We start from the raw sequence: 20236 nt of genomic DNA, 5'->3' as shown, positions 1-20236 counted from the left end.
GGACGGAGATGGCCGGGCGGCTCACAGGCTGCCCCAGAAGTCCGACACCTGGTAGAAGCCGGCGGTGAACGAGATCTGGCGTCGCAGAAACGCGGCCTGTCGGGGACAGGTTTTCTCCAGTGGCTCGATCAGTTCGTGGCAGCTCTGGATGACCGCGTTGAGCCTGGCGGTCACTTCGGTTCTGCACACGAGCATGAGCGCGTTGAGATCTCCCCACTGGAGGTCGCGCTTACTTGTGCCCAGGTCGTTGATCAACCGGATGGCGCGCTGCACCTCGCGGCTGGCAGCCTTCAGGTCGTCAATGTGGTCCAAGCAGTCCTGGTCACCGAGGTGGGCCCAGTGCGTCACGCTGACCAGCACGACAGCGGCGTTGTCCGCGTTGGCGAGGTACTGGTCGAGAGTCAGCGCAGTACGCCGCGAGGCCGGTGGCGCCTGATGCGCGGTCTTCCATCGCCACTCCTGCGCCATCGCTGCGACCATGCGTCCGATCTCGTCCCGCCAAATCGGGCCCATGGCCGCGAACGCCGGCGCCGGCACCAACTCGTTCCGTATCTCTGCCAGTAGCAGCGCCAGCGGGTGCCCGCCGTCGACGCACGGATCGCCGTTGGCGGCTGTGACGCAGCTGGCGACGAGCGCCTGGACATCGTCGTCCGTCTGCGCGAGGTGGTCGAACTGCCAGTCCGCCGCGAACACCCACAGCACGGTCCGAGCTGTCAGCCTCAGTTGGTCGCCTGCGTACTCGGGGGCGGTGAACGCTACTGACATCGCGATGCCGCTGATGAGCGCCGCGTCGAAGGGTCGCGCCGCGAACAGGTTCTGATGGCGCGTCACGACCTCGTGCAGGTCGCGATCGAGAGTGACGGCCAGCGCGCAGACTCGTGCCTGCTCTTCTACAGTGAGCGCGTCGCCCATGGCGACCGGGACAGGCGGGCCGGGTGTCACGAGACTGAGGAGTGGTCGTGCCGCGGCAGCAGTGTGAGCGTGTTCGGCCGGGGCCGCAGTGAGGCACCGAGCCGCGCTTTGAGGTTAGCCGGCCCACCGAGCTGGAAACGGTACCGGCTCAGCAGCGTGGCGATGATGATCGGGGCCTCAAGGAGGAAGAGGTGCTGGCCGACGCACTGGTGCGGGCCGCCTCCGAAGGGAAAGTAGCTGTAGCGGTGCTCCCGCCTCGGGCGGTCAGGAGCGAACCGCTCCGGGTCGAATGCGTCAGGGCGATCCCAGAACTGTTCCATCCGCTGGGTCGCGTACGGGCTGACCAGGATGGTTGCTCCGGCTTCAATCCGGACGCAGCCAAGGACCTGCTCCTCGGCCGCTGTTCGTGGGATGTTCCAGCCGGCTGGCCAGAGGCGCAGCATCTCGTCCAGGACCATGCGGGTGTAACGCATCCGCGGGATGTGGGCCCGCTGCACCGGTCCACGCCCGACAACCTCGTCGACTTCGGCGTACAGCCGGTCGGCAACCTCGGGGTACTTCTCAAGAACCGGCCACAGCCAGGACAGGACACCGACTGTTGTCTCGGTGGCCGTACTGAACATCGCGACAAGGTCGCTGCGGACCTGCTCCTCGCTGACCTGAAGTCCGTTGGCCCTTGGGCGGCACAGCGCCGCGATGATGTCGTCGCCCTCGCCCGGGTTCGCGCGCTCCGTACGGATGATCGGCAGGACCAGCGTGTCGATGGCCGCGACCGCCTTGCGGAACGCCCTGTCACCGGGCAAGGGAACCCAGTAGGGCGCGCTGGGCACGAGTAGACGAAATACCATCGTTCGGGTGATCGTGCCCAAGTGACCGAAAATCTCCACCGCGTCGCCTACGGAAATTTTCCGCCCGAAAAGGACCCGAGTTGTGGCCTGGCACACGATCCGCGACATCAGGGTCATGGAGTCAACTGCCACACCCTGCCGAGCCGGTTCTCCCAGCGCATCAATCGCCTCGGCGATGGCGACCGCCATCCGGTCGACCATCTGCTCGACACGCTGCTTGGTGAACAGCGGTTGCAGGGTGTCCCGGCTGGACTCCCACACCTCTCCCTCGGTGACGAGGATCGCCTCCCCGACCACCCGGCGGATCGAACGCCAGAGCATGCTCTCACCGTCGCGGATGTAGTTGGTCGTGTCACGCAGGATCTGCTGTAGGTGTTCGGGGTGGGTGACCAGGTAGGGGCGCATGGTGCCCAGGTTGAGGCGCACGACCTCACCGCCGGACTCGTGTCCGAAGTGGACAAGTGCCGCGAGGGGGTCGCGGAGCATACGCGGCAATGTTTCGCGCAGGGGAATGAGCCTGGCGCGGCCGGCGGGTTGCGCCTGAGACATGAGCACCTCCACGAACTGTTGTCCTCCGAGCGTATGGCCAGGCAGGTCCCCGCAGCAGGGGCCCTGCATGATCAACTTTTGCGTCCTATCGATAACTCCGGATTTGTCTGAGGTGGACGACGGTCCGGCGGATGACCGACCTTCAGTCGAGGGTGCCAAGGCGGCACGCCCGCTGACGCGCCGCCCGCGGATGCGGCCCGGCAGGACGAGGTGATCATCGGTAACATCCCGGACTCGGCTCAGAGTATGGGTGGAGGTGAATCCGTTGCTGCCGTGCGAGGTGCTCGACACGTCCGTGCTTCCACCGAGTGACCGTTTCGAGTGCTGGTACGAGGTCATTGCTCGCGAAGCCGCTCCGACCTACGTCAAGAGCCCGCACCTCGCCGACTTCAAGGCATTGGCCAAGCGAGTATCCCTGGGAACTGTCCTGCTGGCTGAGTTGCGCTACCCAACCCTGGACACCATCCGTTCGCCACGGCTGGTCAGGCGGTCGCAGCCCGACACCTACCAACTGGTGCTGATGACCACGGGGGAAAGCGTTGCGAACCAGGAGCGCACCCAGTCCTCCGTGCCGCAGGCGTCGTTCACCCTGCTGGACAACAGCAAGCCGTTCACTGGCACCCACTACGCGTCGGGGCCGACGCTTGCCAGCTCCATCTCTCTCGTCATCCCCCATCAGGCGCTGCCTCTGCATCCAGACAAGGTGCGCACGCTCCTCGCGAGCTCAATCGGTTCTGACACAGGCATGGCGGCTCTGCTTGCTCAATTCGTCCACCGCGTGGCAGCGCGCCCCGAAGAATTCGCCCCGAGTCAGGCGGTGACGCTAGGCGCGATAGCGCTTGACCTCGCGGCTAGCACCCTGGCGCAGCGCTTGGCTGTTCAAGAGCTGCTGCCGGTCGAGGTTCGGGAACGTACGCTGCGAACCGAGATCGAATCCTTCATCGAGAAGAACCTTGGCGACACTGATCTGACCCCTCGTTCCGTCGCCGCCGCGCACCACATTTCGCTGCGTATGCTCCACCGGCTCTTCGCGTCCGAGCAGCACACCGTGGCGGAACTGATCCGGCTCCGGCGATTGGCTCGGTGTCAGCGGGATTTGACCAATCCGTTGCTAGCCGATCGACCGATCCACAGAATCGCGGCGCGTTGGGGATTTCCGGCCAAGGCGCATTTCAGTCGGCTCTTCAAGAGTACTTTCGGCATGTCGCCGCAGGAGTACCGCAACCTGCACCGTTAGTTCACGGGCGACCCCGGCTACCCGCTGCCCGGCGGAGAGTTTCGAGTCCGGTGCGTCCTTGGTGGGCGCGGCTTGTCGATTTCCACCGTGCAGGCCGCTCCGGACCCCACCGCACATGCTCCTGCCGGTGCCGGCGGCGTTGCTGATCGACCGCGCCGCGCTCCGTACAAGACTGCACAGAAGTGCAACCCTCTGGCACCAGCGGTCAACATCCCAACTATTCGTTGATCGCAAACTGGAGCAGCGAGCGGGATCCGGGCGATAGGGCGGGGCTACCAACGGGGGTGCCTCTTTCGTTCGGAACGCTGCACCGTAGGCCACACCTCGGTGTCACATGGCCACCGCTTCCCACCCCCCGGGCCCGCACCGCCCCTCCGGGGTGGGAAGCGGCGCAGGCTGATCCGCAGCCGTGTCGCGGCGTTACCTGCTCGTCCTCGATGATGTCGGCGCCGGTGCGGACCACTCGCCGGACAATGCCGTCGCGGATGCCGGTGAGGTCATGCCGCACCAGCGGCAGCGAGGGGTCGGCGGCGAGCAGCGCCCGGCCGACGGCGAAGGTCGCCGTCGACCAGAACCCGGACAACACGGTCAGTGACGGGCGGGTGTCACCACACCCCACCGCGCGCAGGTGCGCCAGGTGTGCCGGCCACGGATGGGGCCGGTGACCCCGGCGGAAGTGTCCGGGGCCACCGGCGGCCAGATCGCGGGGTCGGTGCAGCTGCGATGTGCGGCGCCGCCGGCCGGGTCGTCTCCCTCGTGCCGGTGGCATCTCGGGGCGGACACGCAGCCAACGCGGTTCGCACATCCCCCGTGCTGCGACCGCGCCGCGTCTGGCGATCGTTACCCGACCGTGATGCAGCCTGCACCTGTCGGGGACATCGAGCAGGAATAGTCCGTCACTATGGTTGTCCACTGCGGTGTTACAGCCACCACAGTGGTCAGGTATCGCTAGTGAAGCATGGTCGATCCGCACCTGCAACTATTGTGGATCGCAAATCCCGCTTCATCACGATTGTGGCGCGCTGGGATGGGAGGACGGTCATGGCGGACGGTGGCGCAGACGAGGGTGGACCGTCCTTCGCGGCGCGGCTCAGACATCTGATCGACACGCATGTCAAGCCAGGTACCGGCGAGCCGTACTCCCCGGATGATGTCGCCAAGGGAACGGGGCTGTCGACCAGCTACGTGAACTATCTGCTCAGCGGTGAGCGGGACAACCCCTCGCGCTCGGCGATCCAGCAGTTGGCGAACTTCTTCCGGGTGCAGCCCAACTACTTCTTCGATCCCGTGGTGGAGTCCGAGCCCGGCGAGCTTGACGACGCCGACCTGGCGACCATCACGGTGCTGGCGCGCGGGCTGCCACCGGGCGTCCCGCGCGCCAGCCTGCGCAAGATCGTGGAGCAGGTCGCCGCGTTGGAGGCTCGCAACAAGTCGGCGCGTCGGGGCCGGCCGACGCGGTAGCAGGACGTTCCCCAGCCCTGTCGACTCAGGGCCTAGCCGAGCAGCAGAAACGTCGGCAGCGCCACGACGAGTCCCACCGTGGTTCCGGCGACCACCTGACCGACGGTGTGCTCGCGAAGCTCCACTCGCGACCAACCCACGAGGACGACCCCGGCAGCGGCGAGAAGCAGATCCGGTCCGAAGACGATGACCAGGACAGCGGCCGAGCCGGCGGCGACCGCCGCGTGGATGCTCAACTTCCACACCAGGTTCACCAGGGTCACGGCCAGGCCCAGGGCGAACATCACGACGACCATGGCGATCACCGGCCGGGGTGCCCGGAAGCCGACCAGGAGGGTCAAGCCGACCAGCACCGAGAGGAGCCCGTACGCCAGCGGCGTGCGCCGCTGCTCGCGTACCCGGATGTGATGGTCACTGAGGCGCCCTCGGCGGACTCCCCACCAGATGAGGCTGTTGGGGATGACCGAGCAGAACAGCGCGCCCACCAGCGCCCAGCCGAGGCCCGGCCCGACGGCCGGCGCGCTGGTCTGCAGGGCGACGACGACCGGCATGACCGCGGCCAGGAGCGCTGGCGCGAACACCTCGGTCACCACCCGAGCGAATCGGGTGGAGAGGCTCCGGCTGGGGGAGTCGCGGGCATCGAGCACCTGACGCATTCTGCCGCTTGCGGCGACCGTCCGGGACGTGCTACCCGGGGGACCGCTGCCACCGACGTGCTCGGGGCCCCTGAGAGTCGGCCGGCTTGGCTATGCTGCCTGTCTGCGACCGCCACCATCGTGGCTCAGGCGAGCGCTGGACGCTGACATCGGCGGCCGGAGGGATGCAGGGGCGAAGGGCGTTTCGGGCACCGTCCGCAGGAGGGTCAGGACAGACGATGTGGCACCAGAAGCACCGGGCGCACCGGCTGCTACGTCGGCTCGATGTCGCCCTCCCGGTGCCGTTGACCGTTTCGGCGTTGGTGTCGGCGCTCGAGGAGAAACGCGGTCGCCCGATCCACCTCGTCGCGATGACCGTCGACGAGCCGACCGGACCGTGCGGACTCTGGGTCGCGACGGCCGAGGCCGACTATGTCCTCTTCGACCGCGACTCGCCGCCCGTGTTGCAGGTCCAGACGACGTTGCACGAGCTGATGCACATCGCTTTGAAGCACATCGGCACGACGGTTGTCGACGGTGCCGCACAGCCGATCGAGCGTGGTGATGCCGACCCGGTCGAGACGGTACTGGCCAGATCGTCGGCGTCCTTCGACCAGCAGCAGGAGATGGACGCCGAACTGCTGGCTACCTACCTGGGAGCTCGGTTGGACAGGGTCGAGGAGGTAGGCGCCTTCGAAGACCTGCACGAGGACACCGCCGCGGTGATGTACCGCATCGCAGCGGCGTTGACCCACTAGACGGGAGCGGCAGATGCTGGTCGCTGTCGGTCATGTGGTCGCCGCGCTCGTGGCCGTGGCGGCGCTCGTCGTCAAGCTGGGTGCCCTGCTGCGGGACCCGAAGGATCAGAAGATCTGGGCGAGCGTGGCGATCTGTCTGGGCTGTGGTCTCGCCGTCACAGTCGGCTGGGCACCCGTCCACAGCGCCGTCGACCAGTTCACCCGCGTACCGAATCTGGCCAAACTCGCCGAGCACGGCTCGGCGCTGCTGACGGCGACCGCCATCCAGTTTCTCTTCCTGCACCTCGGTGACCCGCAGCGAGCACGGCGGCAGATACGTCGGCGGTTGGTGCTGCTGGCCGTGGTGTTCACGGTGATGGCGACGATGTTCTGGGCGGCGGACTTCCCGACCTCCGAGCCCCTGCACTTCGCCGACCGGTACGGGGACCTTCCCGAAGTCGGCGTCTACATGCTGGCGTTCCTGCTGTACCTTGCCGTCTCCGTGGCCGACATCCTGCGCATGTCCCTCGGCTACGCCAGATACGCCGGCACCCGACTGAAAGTCGTCATGCGCCTGCTCAGCGCGGGAGCCGCGTTCGGCGGCGCCTACGTCGGCCACAAGGCATTCTTCATCGCTCTGAAGCTGGCCGATGGCAGCGCGCCATGGTCGGAACCTGTCGTCTCACAAACCCTCGTCACCCTGTCGGTGTCGTTCACCTGTTCGAGCTTCGTGCTGTCGACGATCTGGAAGTTCGTCGACGACCTGCGTGTCTGGCCGCGCAGGAGCGAGGCGTACCGGCAGCTGCACGCGCTTTGGTACCTGCTGTATCAGGCGGTCCCGACGATCGCGTTACAGCCGCCGCGTCGACCTGAACGCGCCCGGGGCGTCGCATGGGGCGCCGGCCAGCGGCTGTACCGGCGATGCGTGGAAATCGGTGATGGACTGCAGGCCACAGGCCAACTGGACCCGCGCCGGAAGGCGGCGGCCCGGCGACGCGCCATCGAGGCGGGCTGGGACCAGGACCGGGCGGTCGCGGCCGGCGAAGCGGCGGCCATCCTGTCCGCGGTGCACCGCCAGCGGCAGGAACCACTCGTTCGCCCTGAGACTGGTGCCGGCCTGGAGCAGCGTCCGCCGTTGATCGAGCGGATGGACGTGGACGCGGAGGCGCGACGGCTGGGCATGATCTCCGCCGCGTTGCAGGAACCCTTCGTACGAGCCGCCGCAGCCGAAGCCGTCGACTCCGGCACCGAGGTACACCAGAGCCGGGCGACCTCAGCGGGTAGCGGCGGTCGGCGTGACCCTGGTCTGCCGGGTGTCGCCGCCGCGCAGGTAGGTCATCGAGACGGGCTGGCCGGGCTCGACCGACCGCAAGGCACCGATGAACGCCTCAAGCGTGTCGATACGCTCACCGGCCACCTGCGTGACGATGTCCCCGGGCCGCAGACCGGCGGCGGCCGACGGACCGTTTTCGTCGACGTCGCGGACCAGGACACCCCGGTCGGTGCCGGCATTCAGCGACCGGGCGATCTGCGGGGTCAGGCGCGCCACCGCGACCCCGAGGTACGGCTGGGTGACCCGGCCGTCGTCGAGGAGGTCGTCGGCGATGTCCAGGGCGGTGGCGGCGGGGATCGCGAAGCCGATTGACACCGCGCCGGTCTGCGGCGGCAGGTAGGCGTCGTTGATGCCGATGACTCGGCCCGAGTAGTCGGCGAGCGCGCCGCCCGAGTTGCCGGGCGAGATCGCCGCGTCGGTCTGGATCAGGTCGACCAGGGCGTTGCCCTGACCCGCCGAACCGGGGATCTCCCGACCGACACCGGATACGATGCCGGCGGTGACGCTGTTGAGGAAGCCCAGCGGGCTGCCGAGCGCGAGGACCGGCTCACCCGGTGGCGGAAGCTCGGTGTGGAACGGCGCGGGCGGCAGGTCGGCGCGCTCGGCGCGGAGCACGGCGAGATCGGTGACGGCGTCGGCGGCGACCACCCGGGCCGGTACGCGGGTGCCGTCGGCGAGAGCGACCTCCACGTTCTCCTGGTCACCCACGACGTGCTCGTTGGTGAGGATCAGTCCACCCTCCCGGAACACGACCCCGGAGCCGAGACCCTGCCCGACCCGAACGGTGACGACCGAGGGTTGTAGTCGGGCGACGATCTGTGGCAGGTCGGCTGCGGCCGGTGCGGGCGCGGCCGACGACGCGGCGGTCGGTGCCGCAGTCGCTCCTCCGTCGTCGGCGGCCGTGCAGCCGGCGGTGGCGATCAGCATCGCTCCGCCACCCAGCAGAGCCACCCAGCGCGATCGGACCGTCACGGTGTAGTCCTCCCCGGTGGTAGTACAGCGGTCGGGTGCCCTGGCTGGCCCGCTACCCGAACCTCCCGACGGCAAACCCCGCGGCTGCGCGCGACGTCGGAACGTCACGGTGCTGGGCAGCAACCGTCATCCGTTCGTCGCACATTTCCCCCGGCTGCGGGACATGAGCCTGCCGATGACGGCACGGCCCGGGCCCTGGCCGCCACCGGTGCGATGACGGCGCCGGAACTCTCACGGTGATCCTGGCCGCGCTGCTGGTCGGTGCGGCCGTCGGCCGGTGGCGCCAACGACGACGCCAGAGTCACCCGACCCGGCGGTCCACCCCGGCGAGCGTGGCGGAGCGACCGGACCGAGCGGTCCCGCTCCGTGTCGAGATGGTGCGGGCGGGCCCGGCGTGTTGCCGGGCCCGCCCGTCTCGATCATGACCCTCAGGGTCTTCGGATGCCGCCGCACGGGTCGGTAGACCTGACCCGCCCTCGGCTCGGTTGTGGTGGTTATGCGAGGGCTGCGAGGCGGAATTGTTGGTTGGGTTGTCCGTGGCAGTCGTAGAGCTGGATCTGGGCTCCGTTGTTGCTGCTCCAGACGTCGAGGCAGCGTCCGGACTGGACGCCGGTGATGGTGCCGTTGGAGTTGACGTTCCATTGTTGGTTGGTGCCGCTGTGGCAGGTGTAGATCTGGACGGCGGCGCCGTTTCCGGAGCCTGCGGCGTCGAGGCACATGTTGTCGTAGACGCGTAGTTGTTTGTTGGTGGTGTAGGTCCAGGACTGGTTGGTCTGCTTGTTGCAGTCGTAGAGCTGGACGCGGGTGCCGTTGTTGCGGGAGGCGTTGGGTACGTCGACGCAGCGGCCGGACTGGGTGCCGATGATTTCGTTGGCCGAGCCGGACGGCGGTGGGGTGGTCGGCGTCGGCGTGGGGGTCGGCGGCGTGGTCGGCGTCGGCGTTGGGGTGCCGGTTGGCGGCGTGGTCGGATCCGTCGGTAGCAACGGGCAGGTGCTGCGGTAGGTGACCACGCCGCTGCTGTCCAGCAGCGGGCAGAGGAACTGGCTGTACCGAGAGTCGTTGTCGACGAACATCTTCAGGAACGGCAGCATGGTCCGGATCAACACCGGGTTGGACCGTCCGACCATGAACCCGTGGTCCCCGCCGGCGACCTCCAGGTAGACGCTCTCCGTCGAGGCCGGAAGGCTGTTGTACAGGTTGAGGGCGTAGGACGGGGTGACCACCGTGTCCGCCTGCCCGGAGATGACCATCGTGGGTACCCGGTCGTTGGCCAGGTTCTGCGACGGCGAGTACGGCGTGATACCGACGGCCGCCTTCAACGACGAGCGCCGGATCGCTGCGCTGAGCGCTCCACCGCCGCCCATCGAGTGACCGGAGACGGCCAACCGGTTCGGGTCGACCCGGTCGCGTACCGGGCTCTGCTGCGTCAGGTAGTCGAGCGCGGCGAGCAACTGGGTGCCTCGGGCGGTGTCGAAGTCGTTACGGCTGTTCGTCTCGATGCCGATCACGACGAAGCCGTGCGATGCCAGCCACGGACCCATCCAGGCCAGCTCGGCGGAGAACAACGCCGTGTAACCAGGTGAGATCGCGATGGCACCGAAGGTGCCCTGGCTGGTGTCGGTCGGGTAGTAGATCCTGCCGCCGTTGAAGCCGTACCCGGTCGGGACGCTTACCGACGTGTTGGCGAACGGGCCGTTGACGGCCGCGACGCTGGCCCGGGTGGGGTCCGGGCCCCGTTGGTACGGGTTGTCGGCGGCCGATGCGGACCCGGTCGCCACCGTCACGGTGAACATCCCGACGGCGGCTGCGAGCCCCGCCGTGGCGAGCTTGAGCAGCCGACGCCGAATGCCGGGGGACACTCGGCCGGCATGATCTCGTCCCGCGAGCGGGGGGTGGTGTGCGTGTCCTCGCACTGTCGATACCTCCTGGTGGTGGGGTGTGTGAGGGATGGGCGGGCCCGGATTGCGCCGAGCCCGCCCGTTCCGGCTGTGCCCGAGCCGGAGCTGCCGCCGTCAGCGCTGCAGGGTCAGTACTCCCGGGCGGTACGGCAGCAGGCCGTAGTCGCCGCCGGAGTTGGGTGAACGGCCCTGGTAGAGCAGCTGCAGGTTGCAGGGGTCGATGGTCATGGTCTGGTCGGCGTTGGTCCGGATCAGCTCACCGTGGCTGATGTCGTTGGTCCAGGTGGCGCCGCTGTTGGCCTTGCCGGCGAACGGGTTGCTCTCGCTGGTGGCCTGCGGGGTCCAGCTACCGCCGAGGCTGGTGGCGGTGAAGGACCGGAAGTAGCGGCCCTGCGAACCGATCGCCTCGACGATCATCAGGTACCGCTGCTGACCCTGGAGCTTGTACACCTGGACACCTTCGAACAGGTTGTTCGTGGTGTCGGTCATGATCGTGGTGTAGTTCGAGCCGAAGCTGCCCGGGAAGTTCCCGATCGGCATGCTGGCCCGGTAGATCCGGCCGTTGTCCCCGGCGAAGAACAGGTACATGTTCTGGTCGTCACCGATGAGCGCCTGGTCGATCGGGCCGGTGCTGGAGTTCGAGATCGACCCGGTGAACAGCGTCTGGTGCGCCGACCAACTGTTCACGTTCGTCGGGTCGGTCGAGGTGCGGTAGGAGAAGGCCGGCCCACCCCACTGGTACGCCAGGACCCAGACGTTACGCGGCGCGAAGTAGAACAGTGAGGGAGCGACCGCGGCGAAGGGCATCTGGTTCTGGCTGGCCGAACCCATCTGGTTCCAGTTCGAGAACAGGCCGAAGTTCATCGACCCCCAGGTGGTGCCCGTGTCGTGCGTGGTGCCGTACACCAGGTGCTGACCGTTGTACGGCGCGTGGGTGAAGTCCTTCAACGACACCCAACCCGATCGCGGCTGCGCCAGGGCGCCGGTCGACGACCACCGGTACGACGACGGCAGGTTGCAGGTACCGGTCGGCGGCGGGGTGGTGGTCGGCGGCGTGGTGGTCGGCGGGGTCGTGGGACCGCCGAGCGAGACGAGGCGGAACTGCTGGTTGGGCTGCCCGTGGCAGTCGTAGAGCTGGACCTGCGCTCCGTTGCTGGTGCTCCAGACGTCCAGGCACCGCCCGGACTGGACGCCGCTGATGGTGCCGTTGGAGTTTACGTTCCACTGCTGGTTGGTTCCGCTGTGGCAGCTGTAGATCTGGATCGCGGCGCCGTTTCCGGAGCCTGCGGCGTCGAGACACATGTTGTCGTAGACACGGAGCTGCTTGTCAGAGGTGTAGGTCCAGGACTGGTTGGTCTGCTTGTTGCAGTCGTAGAGCTGCACCCGGGTGCCGTTGTCACGAGAGGCGTTGGGTACGTCGATGCAGCGGCCCGACTGGCTGCCGACGATCTCGTTGGCGGAGCCGGAGGGCGGCGGTGTGGTGGGGGTGGGCCCCGGCGTGGTGGGGGTGGGGCCCGGCGTGGTGGGCGTGGGAGTCGGGCCGGGGCCGGCGCTGTTCAGCGCGTCCAGGGTGGCCGTGTACGCCTGCTTCTTGTTGCCGTTGTTGTCGAACAGCAGCGGCGTGCCGTACGAGCGCCACGAGTCGCTGTCCCGGATGCCCCACACGGTGATGCCGTTGCAGCGGGGCACCGCGAGGCAGTCGTTGACCACGTTGCGGTAGGTGTTGGCCTGGGTGGTGCCGGAGCCTTCGATGTCCAGCTCGGTGATCTGCACGTCCACCCCGAGGGCGGCGAAGCTGGACAGCGTGGTGCGGTAGTTGCTGTTGTACGCCGACTGGGCGTTGAAGTGCGACTGGAACCCGACGCAGTCGATCGGCACGCCACGCTGCTTGAAGTCCTGCACCATCCGGTAGACGGCCTGGGTCTTGGCCCAGGTCCAGTTGTCGGTGTTGTAGTCGTTGTAGCAGAGCTTGGCGCCCGGGTCGGCGGCCCGAGCGGCCCGGAACGCCGCCTCGATCCAGTCGTTGCCGGTGCGCTGCAGGTTCGAGTCCCGCCGCGCGCCGCTGTTGCCGTCCTCGAACGCCTCGTTCACCACGTCCCACGAGTCGATCTTCCCGCGGTAGTAGGTCGCGACCCGGGTGACGTGATTGAGCATCGCGTTGCGCAACGCGGTGCCCGACATGTTCTGCATCCAGCCGGGCTGCTGCGAGTGCCAGGCCAGGGTGTGGCCCCGGACCTTCCAGCCCCGGGACAGGGCGTGGTTGACGATCCGGTCCGCGTTGCCGAACGTGAAGTTGTTCTGCTGCGGCTCGGTCGCGTCGATCTTCATTTCGTTCTCGGGCGTGACGCTGTTGAACTCGCGGTTCAAGATCGTCGTGTACGCGCCGTCGTTGAGCTTGTTCGCCGCCACCGCGGCGCCGAAGTACCGGCCGGACTGGCCGGCAGCCGCAGCCAGGGTGGTTTCGGCGGCGTGGGCGAGACTGGGCAGCAACGACACGACGAGGGCCGCAACTATCGCGGCACTTCCGGATGCAGAGAGCGTTCGAAGTCGACGCCCGGAGGGACGGGTCCGGGAGATCATGCTGATCCTCCATGATGGGGTAGGACAAACGCGGTCGCTGTTCGGTGGACGATTCCGCTCGGGATCGGCGGAGTCCCACGATGTCGAGCCGCCGGTCGGTGCGGACTCGCATCTGGCGCACCCCCGGTCGGGAGTCGGCTCCGGCCACTGACCAGCAGGTGAAGGGTTGCGATGAGTGGCCAGGTCGCCCGCCGGGAGTTGGTTGCGGCGTGAGGTGGTGGTGGAGGTGGTGACCTGGGATGGTGGTGGGGTGCTTGGTGCTCGGGTGTGGCGCCTCCAGCGACTGGAAGTGATGTTAACGATCACATCGATCGATGGCTCTCAGGCTGGCAGATAAATCCATGGTTTTCAACCGGTAGTTTCGGGCGGTGACCGATAGTTTTTCGGCCGATGCTCGGTGTGGGAGCTCCCGGTACGCCCGTCGGTGCCCATGTTGGTCCGGCTCAGGCCCAGCTTGCTGGCGACGAGGCGACGGAACGAAGGCGGCGGTGCCGTCAGCCCTGACGCTTCGAATGGGCTGACGGCACCGCCGCTGGCTCAGGTGCCTTGCGGTCGGGTGCTACGACGTCCGGTGTGACCGGCGGAGGGCGAGGTGGAGAAGGTCGTCGACGCTCCATTGATCATCGGCATGACGACCGTACCTGTGGGCGAGGACGCGGCCGTCGGTGCCGATGAGGAAGTCGGCGGGCAGGCCGAGGGCACTTTCCCCTTGCGCCGGGGGTGCGGCTTTACCGGCGGCTACCCCGCGCAGGGCTGCGATCCAGGCCCGTGGGTGCAGCACGGCCCAGGGAGAGGCGTCGACGCCGAAGCGGACGTAGAGGCGACGGTCCGGATCGGCGACGGCGGCGAACGGGAGGTCGCCCTGGTACGGCTGCATGGCGGCGGCGGTGGAGTGGAAGACGGCGACCTCGCGGACGCCGGCGGCGACGATCTCGTCATGCCGTCGGGTGATGGAACGCAGGTGCAGGTTGCAGATGGGGCAGCCGGCGAAGCGGCGGAACTGCAGGTGAACCAGGCGGTCCGGATCGGGAATCTGGACCGGTTGCCCGGTTATGGTGGAGAGATCGAATCGGGCGAGGACCTGTCCGTTGTGGAGTTTTGCCATGACGACGGTGTCGTCTCCTTCGTCGCTTACGCGGGTTGGGCTAGGCGGGGCCAGGGGTAGCCGGCGGCCCCGGCTTCGGTGAGAGATGCGCGGACGGCGTCCCGCCAGTCCTCGCGCGGGGTGTAGCCGAGGGTGCGGGCGGCGTGGTCGGAGGGGCAGTCCCAGTCTTCGGAGACGTGCACCAGAGAGCGGGTCAGGAAGGGTTCGGCACCGGGCAGGACAGGGTGCAACTTCTCCATCAGCCAGGCGAAGGCGTAGCCGGCGCTGTACGGGACGCTGAACCAGGGCCGCGGGGAGCCGGTCTCGTCGGCGATGAACTCGATGACTTCGCGTGCGGAGGGCGAGGTCGGGCCGCAGATGTTGAACGACTCGTAGTCGTCGAGCCGCTCGGCGGTCGCGGCCAGCGCGAACGCCTCACCCAGGTCGCGACCGCCTACGAGTGCGAGTCGAGCGCGTCCGCTGGCCAGCCAGGGCACGAGGCGGGTGCGTAGCCGAGGTACGAGTGCCGGCACCATCCCGAGGGCGTTGCCGGCACCGACGAAGTGCCCGAGGCGCATGGTGACCATCTGGGTGCCGCGATCGCTGCGACGGCGCATGTGGTCGTCGATGTCGATGAGTCGGTCGAGGTGGGGCCAGAAGCCGGTGCGGCGGGTCGGGGCGAAGTCGTCTATCGGGCCGCCGCCGGCGGGGCGCGCGGCGATCGCGATGGTGCTGGTCTGGACGAAGCGGCGGACACCCCGGTCGATCGCCTGGTCGATGAGGTCCCGATTGGGCTCGAAGAACTGACGGCGCTCCAGTTCGGCGTGGCCCCAGAAGGCACCCCAGGTGCCGGCGTGGCAGACGACGTCCACGGCATCGACGACGGTCCTGCGGTACTCGGGGTCGCGCAGGTCGCCGACCCGGGTTTCGCCGGCGAAGGCTGACGGAAGTCGGTCGGGCGTGCGGCAGGCGGCGATGGGGGTGACGTCTTGCCGGGCGGCCAGCGCGGCGAGGATGTTGCGGCCGAGGAATCCGGTGGCACCGGTGACCAGAACTCGCGTGGTGCGCGATTGTCGGCTCATGCCGTCGCCTCGGTCGGGGTACCGGCGGCAGAGGACGGAGCGGGCAGTAGGACGATCACGGTTGCTCCTTGCTGTTGCTGGGCGGGACTACAGGGTTTGGATCCAGCCGGTAAGCCGGGCGGTCTCCCGGTCGACGTACTCGGGGTCGTCGAGGCTGTGAGCGATCAGCGACACGCCCTGGAGTGCGGACAGCAGGTGCAGGGCCAGGTCGGCGGCGTCGGTGTCGCGTCCGAGCGCGCGGAACTGCTCCTCCAGCCAGCCGAGCAACTCGGTGAAGATGGCGCCTGTCTGCTCGGCCAGTGGACCGCCGGCCTTGTGCAGCTCGGCACACAGGGTGCCGACCGGGCACCCACTGCGGGCCAGCACCGCGCGGTTGTCAGCCGTCATCTGCACGAACGCCGCCAGTCGCGAACGGGCGTCGCCGCTCTGATTCCACTGTCCACGGAGGGTGGCGTAATGCCCGGCGTGGTGAGCGACGAGCGCTTCGCCGATGGCCTCCTTGGTCTTGAAGTAGTAGTAGACGTTGCCCAGCGGCACCCCGGCCGCGCCGGCGATGTCCGCGAGCGTGGTACGGGCGAATCCCTGCTCATGCACCAGCCGAACGGCGGCGTCGACCAGTCGGCTGCGTTTGTCGGGATGACGGTTCAACACGCCCCCTCGGTACTCAGTTAGTTAGCTAACTTACTGGCTGGAGGCAACCGTGGTCAAGCAAGTCATCCGTCGCGTCAGGTTGGCGTGATCACGGTGCCCGCCGGATGGCGGCCATGGGCTGCCCGCCGGTTTCACCTTTGCCTGGCGGGTATTCAGGCGCACCGCCGAGGCCGGCGGTGACAACTGCACGCAGTGAGGGAGCGCAGCGTCATGCCCGATACGCAGCCCACCATCGTTCTCGTGCACGGTGCGTTCGCCGAGTCGGCGAGCTGGAACGGTGTGATCGAACGGCTGGCCCCCGCGTACGATGTGGTGGCCGCCGCCAACCCGTTGCGGGACCTTGCGGGTGACGCGGCGTACCTACGAGACGTGATACGCGGGATCGGCGGTCCGGTCGTCCTCGCCGGTCACTCGTACGGGGGAATGGTCATCACGCAGGCTGCGGCCGGCGATCCGTCGGTGCGGGCGCTCGTGTACGTCAACGCTCTCGCCCCGGAAACCGGTGAATCGGCGCTGTCACTGTCCGGAAAGTTCCCCGGCAGCACGCTCGCCGACACGCTGGTGCAGTATCCGCTGTCCACCGGCGGTAACGAGGTGGCGATCGGCCAGGACGCCTACCACGCGCAGTTCGCCGCCGACGTGCCGTCCGACCTTGCCGCGCTCATGGCCCGGACCCAGCGGCCGATCACCGAACGAGCCCTGGGCGACGGTCTCTCCGGAGCCCCCGCCTGGCGATCGCTGCCCAGCTGGTTCATCTTCGGGGACGCGGACCGGAACATCCCGGTCGCCGCGCACCGGTTCATGGCCGAGCGGGCCGAACCACGTGGCCAGCGGGAGATCGTCGGCGGCTCGCACGCGATGGCGGTGGCCCAGCCGAGCGAGATCGCCGAGACGATAATCGAGGCGGTCCGCGGGTCGTGAGCCGCAGTGGCGGCCGGCTGACCGGTGCCGGCGATCCCGGTGCAGGTGCGTACCGGGCGCGGCCGTGGGTACCCAGTGCCCATGGCGAGGTACACGAAGCCTGAGCTGCGCGAACAGCTCAAGGAAGAGATCAAGGCGTCCGACCGGGGTGGCCGTCCGGGACAGTGGTCGGCGCGCAAGTCGCAGCTGCTCACCAAGGAGTACCAGAAACGCGGTGGCGGCTATCAGGGCCCCAAGGACGAGCGGCAGAAGTCCTTGCAGCAGTGGGGCGACCAGAAGTGGCGGACCAGGCAGGGCGGCACCCGGGCGCGACACGACGGCGAAACCGATCGTTACCTGCCCGATCAGGCGTGGAAGCAACTCTCCGCCGAACAGCGGCAGGCGACCGACGCCAAGAAGCGGAAGGCATCGAAGTCCGGGAAGCAGTACGTCGCCAACACCGGTCCGGCCAAACGCGCACGTCGAAACGCGGTGTCGTCCGGGTCGCTCACCGATTTGCCGGTAGCCGAAGCGGCCCGTCACGTCCGTGACCTCGACACCGGCCAGCTCCGGGCGGCGCTGCGGGAGGAACGCGCAGGCAAGGGCCGCAAGACACTCATCCAGCGCCTGGAGTCGGCGCTCGGCCGCCGCTGACCGGGGGCCGGGGGCCGGACCGCGCCGGGGAGTAGGACGCGCCGGCACGGGTACGCCGGGGCGTGGCTGCGATCAGCGACTACGCGCTCCTCGGCGACTGTCAGGGGGCCGCACTGGTCTCCTCGGACGGGTCCGTGGACTGGTGGTGTCCACCCAGATTCGACGCGCCGAGCGTCTTCGCGCGGCTGCTGGGCACCACCGGGGGCTACTGGTCGATCCGGCCACGGGGGCCGTACACGACCACCCGGCGCTACCTCGACGGGACAATGGTGCTCCGTACGGAGTTCCACACCCCGGGCGGCGTACTGCGTCTGACGGATGCCCTCGCCCTAGGCTTCGGTGAACGCGGGCACGGGATCGGTTTCGCGTCCCCGCACATCCTGCTGCGGCAGGTCGACGCGGTCGCCGGCACGGTGGAGGTGGCGATCGAGGTCGTGGCCCGGCCGGAGTACGGACGGACAAGTCCCTCGATCGCCGAGACGCCGCTGGGGATCGAGATATCCGGCGGCACCGACCGGCTGGTGCTGACCAGCGACCGTGGTCTGACAGTCGACGGTCCGGTGGTGACCGGACGGTTCACGCTCGCCGAGGGTGACAGCGCGGTGCTCGCGCTGCATCATCGCCGAGCCGCGGACCAGCAGATCGTGCCGCTGGACGGGCGTGCCGTACTGCGCGAAACCATCGCCGCCTGGCAGTCGTGGGATCGCATCCACCAGGGCTATCAGGGGCCCTACCGGGAGCAGGTCCGGCGCAGCGCCCTGGTGTTGCAGGCGTTGACCTACCAACCGACCGGTGCGGTGATCGCCGCGGCCACCACCTCGCTGCCGGAAGAGGTCGGTGGCGCGGCGAACTGGGACTACCGGTTCGCCTGGCTCCGCGACGGCAGCTTCACCCTGAAGGCGCTCTGGGTTGCCGCCTGTCCGGACGAGGCACGCAGGTTCTTCGACTGGATCGCCGCGTCGATGGGATCGGTGCGGGGGGCGGACCACGTGCCGATCATGTTCGGCGCTGCCGGTGAGCGTGACCTGACCGAGCACGCTCTGGAGCACCTGGAGGGCCACCGCGGCAGCCGACCGGTCCGGATCGGAAACGACGCCTGGCAGCAGAAGCAGCTCGACGTCCTCGGCGAGGTGCTGGAGTGCGCGTGGGCGCTGCGGGACCAGATGGCGGACCTGTCGCCCGCGGCGGCGGAGCTGCTTCGATCGCTGGCCGACCGGGCCGCCGACACGTGGCGGCAGCCGGACGCCGGCATCTGGGAAGGACGCGAGGGCGAGCGGCACTACCTGACCTCGAAGCTGGCGTGCTGGGTGGCCCTGGATCGGGCCGTCAAGCTGGCGCGGGAAATCGACGCCGAGGCGGCGGTGCCACGGTGGTCGAAGGCCAGAGACGAGGTACGCGCGGCGATCCTGAACGAGGGGTGGAATCCGTCGAGCGGGGCGTTCACCGGCGCGTTCGGCTCGGACCACCTCGATGCCAGCGTGCTCGGCATGCCGATCCTCGGGTTCCTGCCCGGCGACGACGAGCGGGTCCTCGCCACGGTGCGAGCCATCGAACGGGACCTGACCCGGGACGGTCTGGTGCAGCGCTGGACGGGCGCGGGCGATGAGGGCGCCTTCATCACCTGCTCGTACTGGTTGGTCGAGGCACTGGCCTTGGCCGGGCGGATCGACGCGGCCCGGCAGATCTTCGACAGCGTGACCGCCCGAGCGAACGATCTCGGCCTGCTCTCGGAGGAGATCGACCGCAGCGACGGCAGCCAGATCGGAAACTTCCCCCAGGCGCTGTCCCACATCGGCCTCATCAACGCCGCCTGGGTCATCGACCAGGTGGAGGCCGGCGTCCGATCCCGTTCGGTTAGGACCGGGGCAGGCGGGTAATCCGCCGCCCGGCGTCGACGAGGGAGGCCCTGATGACCGGACGGCTGGCGGGCAGGACCGCTCTGATCACCGGCTCCGACTCGGGAATCGGGCAGGCCACCGCGATCGAGTTCGGTCGGGAGGGAGCCGACGTGGTGGTGCACTACCTGCACGACCACGCGGGCGCGAACCACACGAAGGCCGAGATTGAGAAGGCCGGTGGGCGGGCCGTCGTGGTCCAGGGGGACATCAGCGTCGAGCATCAGGTCGAGGCGATGTTCGACGAGGCCCTCACGGAGTTCGACCGGCTGGACATCCTGATGAACGACGCGGGCGTGGACGCCTCCGGCATCCCGGTGGCCGACATGGACACCGAGACCTGGGACCGGTCGATCCGGACCAACCTGTACGGGATGTTCTTCTGCTGTCGGCGGTTCATCCAGCACCGCCGTGACCAGGGCGGACACGGCAAGATAATCAACATCACCTCGATTCACCAGGAGGTGGCCCGGGCGGGCGGCTCCGACTACGACGCCAGCAAGGGCGGCATGCTGGAGCTGGCCAAGAGCATCGCTCTGGAGGTCGCTCCGATGCGCATGAACGTGAACAACATCGGCCCCGGCATGGTGCTCACCCCGTTCAACCAGCAGGCGATCGACGACCCGAAGTACCTGGAGGAACAGGTGCAGTCGATCCCGTGGAAGCGGGCCGCGCAGCCGGAGGAGATCGCCAAGCTCGCCGTCTTCCTGGCCAGCGACGACGCCGACTATGTCACCGGGTCGACGTACTTCATGGACGGCGGCCTGATGCAGAACCAGGGCCAGGGTGCGTAACTGTCCGGCCCGTC

Annotated in this window: 16 protein-coding genes and 2 pseudogenes; 8 read left to right on the top strand and 10 right to left on the bottom strand. The window is 68.4% G+C overall.

The features are described 5' to 3' along the window. Positions 1 to 21 precede the first annotated feature (21 nt). Complete coding sequence (locus ENC19_RS25870; RefSeq protein ID WP_164449654.1) at positions 22 to 912, bottom strand: terpene synthase family protein; 891 nt, start codon at positions 910 to 912, stop codon at positions 22 to 24. 26 nt (positions 913 to 938) lie between these two features. Further along, positions 939 to 2273, bottom strand: coding sequence for a cytochrome P450 (locus ENC19_RS25865; RefSeq protein WP_373688922.1), 1335 nt, complete (start codon positions 2271 to 2273; stop codon positions 939 to 941). Positions 2274 to 2565: 292 nt separating this feature from the next. Here ENC19_RS25865 and ENC19_RS25860 point away from each other — a divergent pair, with 292 nt between their 5' ends. Beyond that, a complete protein-coding gene (locus ENC19_RS25860) occupies positions 2566 to 3546 on the top strand; it encodes a helix-turn-helix domain-containing protein (protein WP_164449653.1) in 981 nt (326 codons plus the stop codon). A 397-nt stretch (positions 3547 to 3943) separates the two neighbouring features. On the opposite strand, the pseudogene ENC19_RS30665 reads toward ENC19_RS25860, so the two are convergent. After that, positions 3944 to 4183 (bottom strand): annotated as a pseudogene (locus tag ENC19_RS30665) (hypothetical protein); the annotation flags it as partial. 404 nt (positions 4184 to 4587) lie between these two features. Here ENC19_RS30665 and ENC19_RS25855 point away from each other — a divergent pair. Continuing rightward, positions 4588 to 5007 carry a helix-turn-helix domain-containing protein gene (locus tag ENC19_RS25855; RefSeq protein ID WP_164449652.1) on the top strand — a complete coding sequence of 140 codons (420 nt, stop codon included), beginning with the start codon at positions 4588 to 4590 and terminating at the stop codon, positions 5005 to 5007. 32 nt (positions 5008 to 5039) lie between these two features. On the opposite strand, the gene ENC19_RS25850 is transcribed toward ENC19_RS25855, so the two are convergent. Continuing rightward, positions 5040 to 5654, bottom strand: a complete 615-nt coding sequence (locus tag ENC19_RS25850; protein WP_373688921.1) for a phosphatase PAP2 family protein — start codon at positions 5652 to 5654, stop codon at positions 5040 to 5042. 227 nt (positions 5655 to 5881) lie between these two features. On the opposite strand from ENC19_RS25850, the gene ENC19_RS25845 reads away from it, so the two are divergent. Both ENC19_RS25845 and ENC19_RS31600 read left to right on the top strand, forming a co-directional pair. Further along, positions 5882 to 6400 carry a hypothetical protein gene (locus tag ENC19_RS25845; RefSeq protein ID WP_164449650.1) on the top strand — a complete coding sequence of 173 codons (519 nt, stop codon included), beginning with the start codon at positions 5882 to 5884 and terminating at the stop codon, positions 6398 to 6400. A 13-nt stretch (positions 6401 to 6413) separates the two neighbouring features. After that, positions 6414 to 7565 (top strand): annotated as a pseudogene (locus ENC19_RS31600) (MAB_1171c family putative transporter); the annotation flags it as partial. Positions 7566 to 7652: 87 nt separating this feature from the next. On the opposite strand, the gene ENC19_RS25835 reads toward ENC19_RS31600, so the two are convergent. The 6 genes from ENC19_RS25835 to ENC19_RS25810 all read right to left on the bottom strand — a co-directional run bounded on the left by ENC19_RS25835 (position 7653) and on the right by ENC19_RS25810 (position 15979). After that, positions 7653 to 8639: a S1C family serine protease gene (locus tag ENC19_RS25835; protein WP_164449728.1), complete on the bottom strand. Its 987-nt coding sequence runs from the start codon at positions 8637 to 8639 to the stop codon at positions 7653 to 7655. Positions 8640 to 9178: 539 nt separating this feature from the next. Beyond that, positions 9179 to 10597, bottom strand: a complete 1419-nt coding sequence (locus ENC19_RS25830; protein ID WP_216592789.1) for a poly(ethylene terephthalate) hydrolase family protein — start codon at positions 10595 to 10597, stop codon at positions 9179 to 9181. Between the two features lie 99 nt (positions 10598 to 10696). Beyond that, complete coding sequence (locus ENC19_RS25825; protein WP_164449648.1) at positions 10697 to 13162, bottom strand: non-reducing end alpha-L-arabinofuranosidase family hydrolase; 2466 nt, start codon at positions 13160 to 13162, stop codon at positions 10697 to 10699. Positions 13163 to 13721: 559 nt separating this feature from the next. Next, the gene (locus ENC19_RS25820) at positions 13722 to 14267 is read right to left on the bottom strand and encodes a peroxiredoxin-like family protein (protein WP_164449647.1); all 546 of its coding nucleotides are present in this window, start codon (positions 14265 to 14267) and stop codon (positions 13722 to 13724) included. 26 nt (positions 14268 to 14293) lie between these two features. Then, the gene (locus ENC19_RS25815; protein ID WP_164449646.1) at positions 14294 to 15328 is read right to left on the bottom strand and encodes an NAD-dependent epimerase/dehydratase family protein; all 1035 of its coding nucleotides are present in this window, start codon (positions 15326 to 15328) and stop codon (positions 14294 to 14296) included. 87 nt (positions 15329 to 15415) lie between these two features. Continuing rightward, positions 15416 to 15979 (bottom strand): TetR/AcrR family transcriptional regulator, encoded by a 564-nt coding sequence (locus ENC19_RS25810; RefSeq protein WP_164449645.1) that lies wholly within the window; start codon positions 15977 to 15979, stop codon positions 15416 to 15418. A 210-nt stretch (positions 15980 to 16189) separates the two neighbouring features. Here ENC19_RS25810 and ENC19_RS25805 point away from each other — a divergent pair, with 210 nt between their 5' ends. From ENC19_RS25805 to ENC19_RS25790, 4 genes are all read left to right on the top strand, one after another. Continuing rightward, positions 16190 to 16900, top strand: coding sequence for an alpha/beta fold hydrolase (locus tag ENC19_RS25805; RefSeq protein ID WP_164449644.1), 711 nt, complete (start codon positions 16190 to 16192; stop codon positions 16898 to 16900). 81 nt (positions 16901 to 16981) lie between these two features. Further along, positions 16982 to 17533 carry a hypothetical protein gene (locus ENC19_RS25800; protein WP_164449643.1) on the top strand — a complete coding sequence of 184 codons (552 nt, stop codon included), beginning with the start codon at positions 16982 to 16984 and terminating at the stop codon, positions 17531 to 17533. Positions 17534 to 17595: 62 nt separating this feature from the next. Beyond that, positions 17596 to 19410: a glycoside hydrolase family 15 protein gene (locus ENC19_RS25795; protein ID WP_164449642.1), complete on the top strand. Its 1815-nt coding sequence runs from the start codon at positions 17596 to 17598 to the stop codon at positions 19408 to 19410. 32 nt (positions 19411 to 19442) lie between these two features. Further along, on the top strand, positions 19443 to 20222 hold the full coding sequence (locus tag ENC19_RS25790; protein ID WP_164449641.1) for an SDR family oxidoreductase: 780 nt from the start codon (positions 19443 to 19445) through the stop codon (positions 20220 to 20222). The last annotated feature ends 14 nt before the right edge of the window (positions 20223 to 20236 follow it).

Source organism: Verrucosispora sioxanthis (assembly GCF_010560025.1).
Taxonomy (GTDB): domain Bacteria; phylum Actinomycetota; class Actinomycetes; order Mycobacteriales; family Micromonosporaceae; genus Micromonospora; species Micromonospora palythoicola.
Note: the sequence above shows the minus strand (reverse complement) of the source record. Positions and strands in the feature narration are given on the sequence as shown.

Bases quoted from the DNA above. Each gene is read 5' to 3' on its own strand.
- ENC19_RS25870 (WP_164449654.1), bottom strand. From the start codon at position 912: ATGGGCGACGCGCTCACTGTAGAAGAGCAGGCACGAGTCTGCGCGCTG.
- ENC19_RS25855 (WP_164449652.1), top strand. From the start codon at position 4,588: ATGGCGGACGGTGGCGCAGACGAGGGTGGACCGTCCTTCGCGGCGCGG.
- ENC19_RS25845 (WP_164449650.1), top strand. From the start codon at position 5,882: ATGTGGCACCAGAAGCACCGGGCGCACCGGCTGCTACGTCGGCTCGAT.
- ENC19_RS25835 (WP_164449728.1), bottom strand. From the start codon at position 8,639: ATGCTGATCGCCACCGCCGGCTGCACGGCCGCCGACGACGGAGGAGCG.
- ENC19_RS25825 (WP_164449648.1), bottom strand. From the start codon at position 13,162: ATGATCTCCCGGACCCGTCCCTCCGGGCGTCGACTTCGAACGCTCTCT.
- ENC19_RS25820 (WP_164449647.1), bottom strand. From the start codon at position 14,267: ATGGCAAAACTCCACAACGGACAGGTCCTCGCCCGATTCGATCTCTCC.
- ENC19_RS25815 (WP_164449646.1), bottom strand. From the start codon at position 15,328: ATGAGCCGACAATCGCGCACCACGCGAGTTCTGGTCACCGGTGCCACC.
- ENC19_RS25805 (WP_164449644.1), top strand. From the start codon at position 16,190: ATGCCCGATACGCAGCCCACCATCGTTCTCGTGCACGGTGCGTTCGCC.
- ENC19_RS25800 (WP_164449643.1), top strand. From the start codon at position 16,982: ATGGCGAGGTACACGAAGCCTGAGCTGCGCGAACAGCTCAAGGAAGAG.
- ENC19_RS25790 (WP_164449641.1), top strand. From the start codon at position 19,443: ATGACCGGACGGCTGGCGGGCAGGACCGCTCTGATCACCGGCTCCGAC.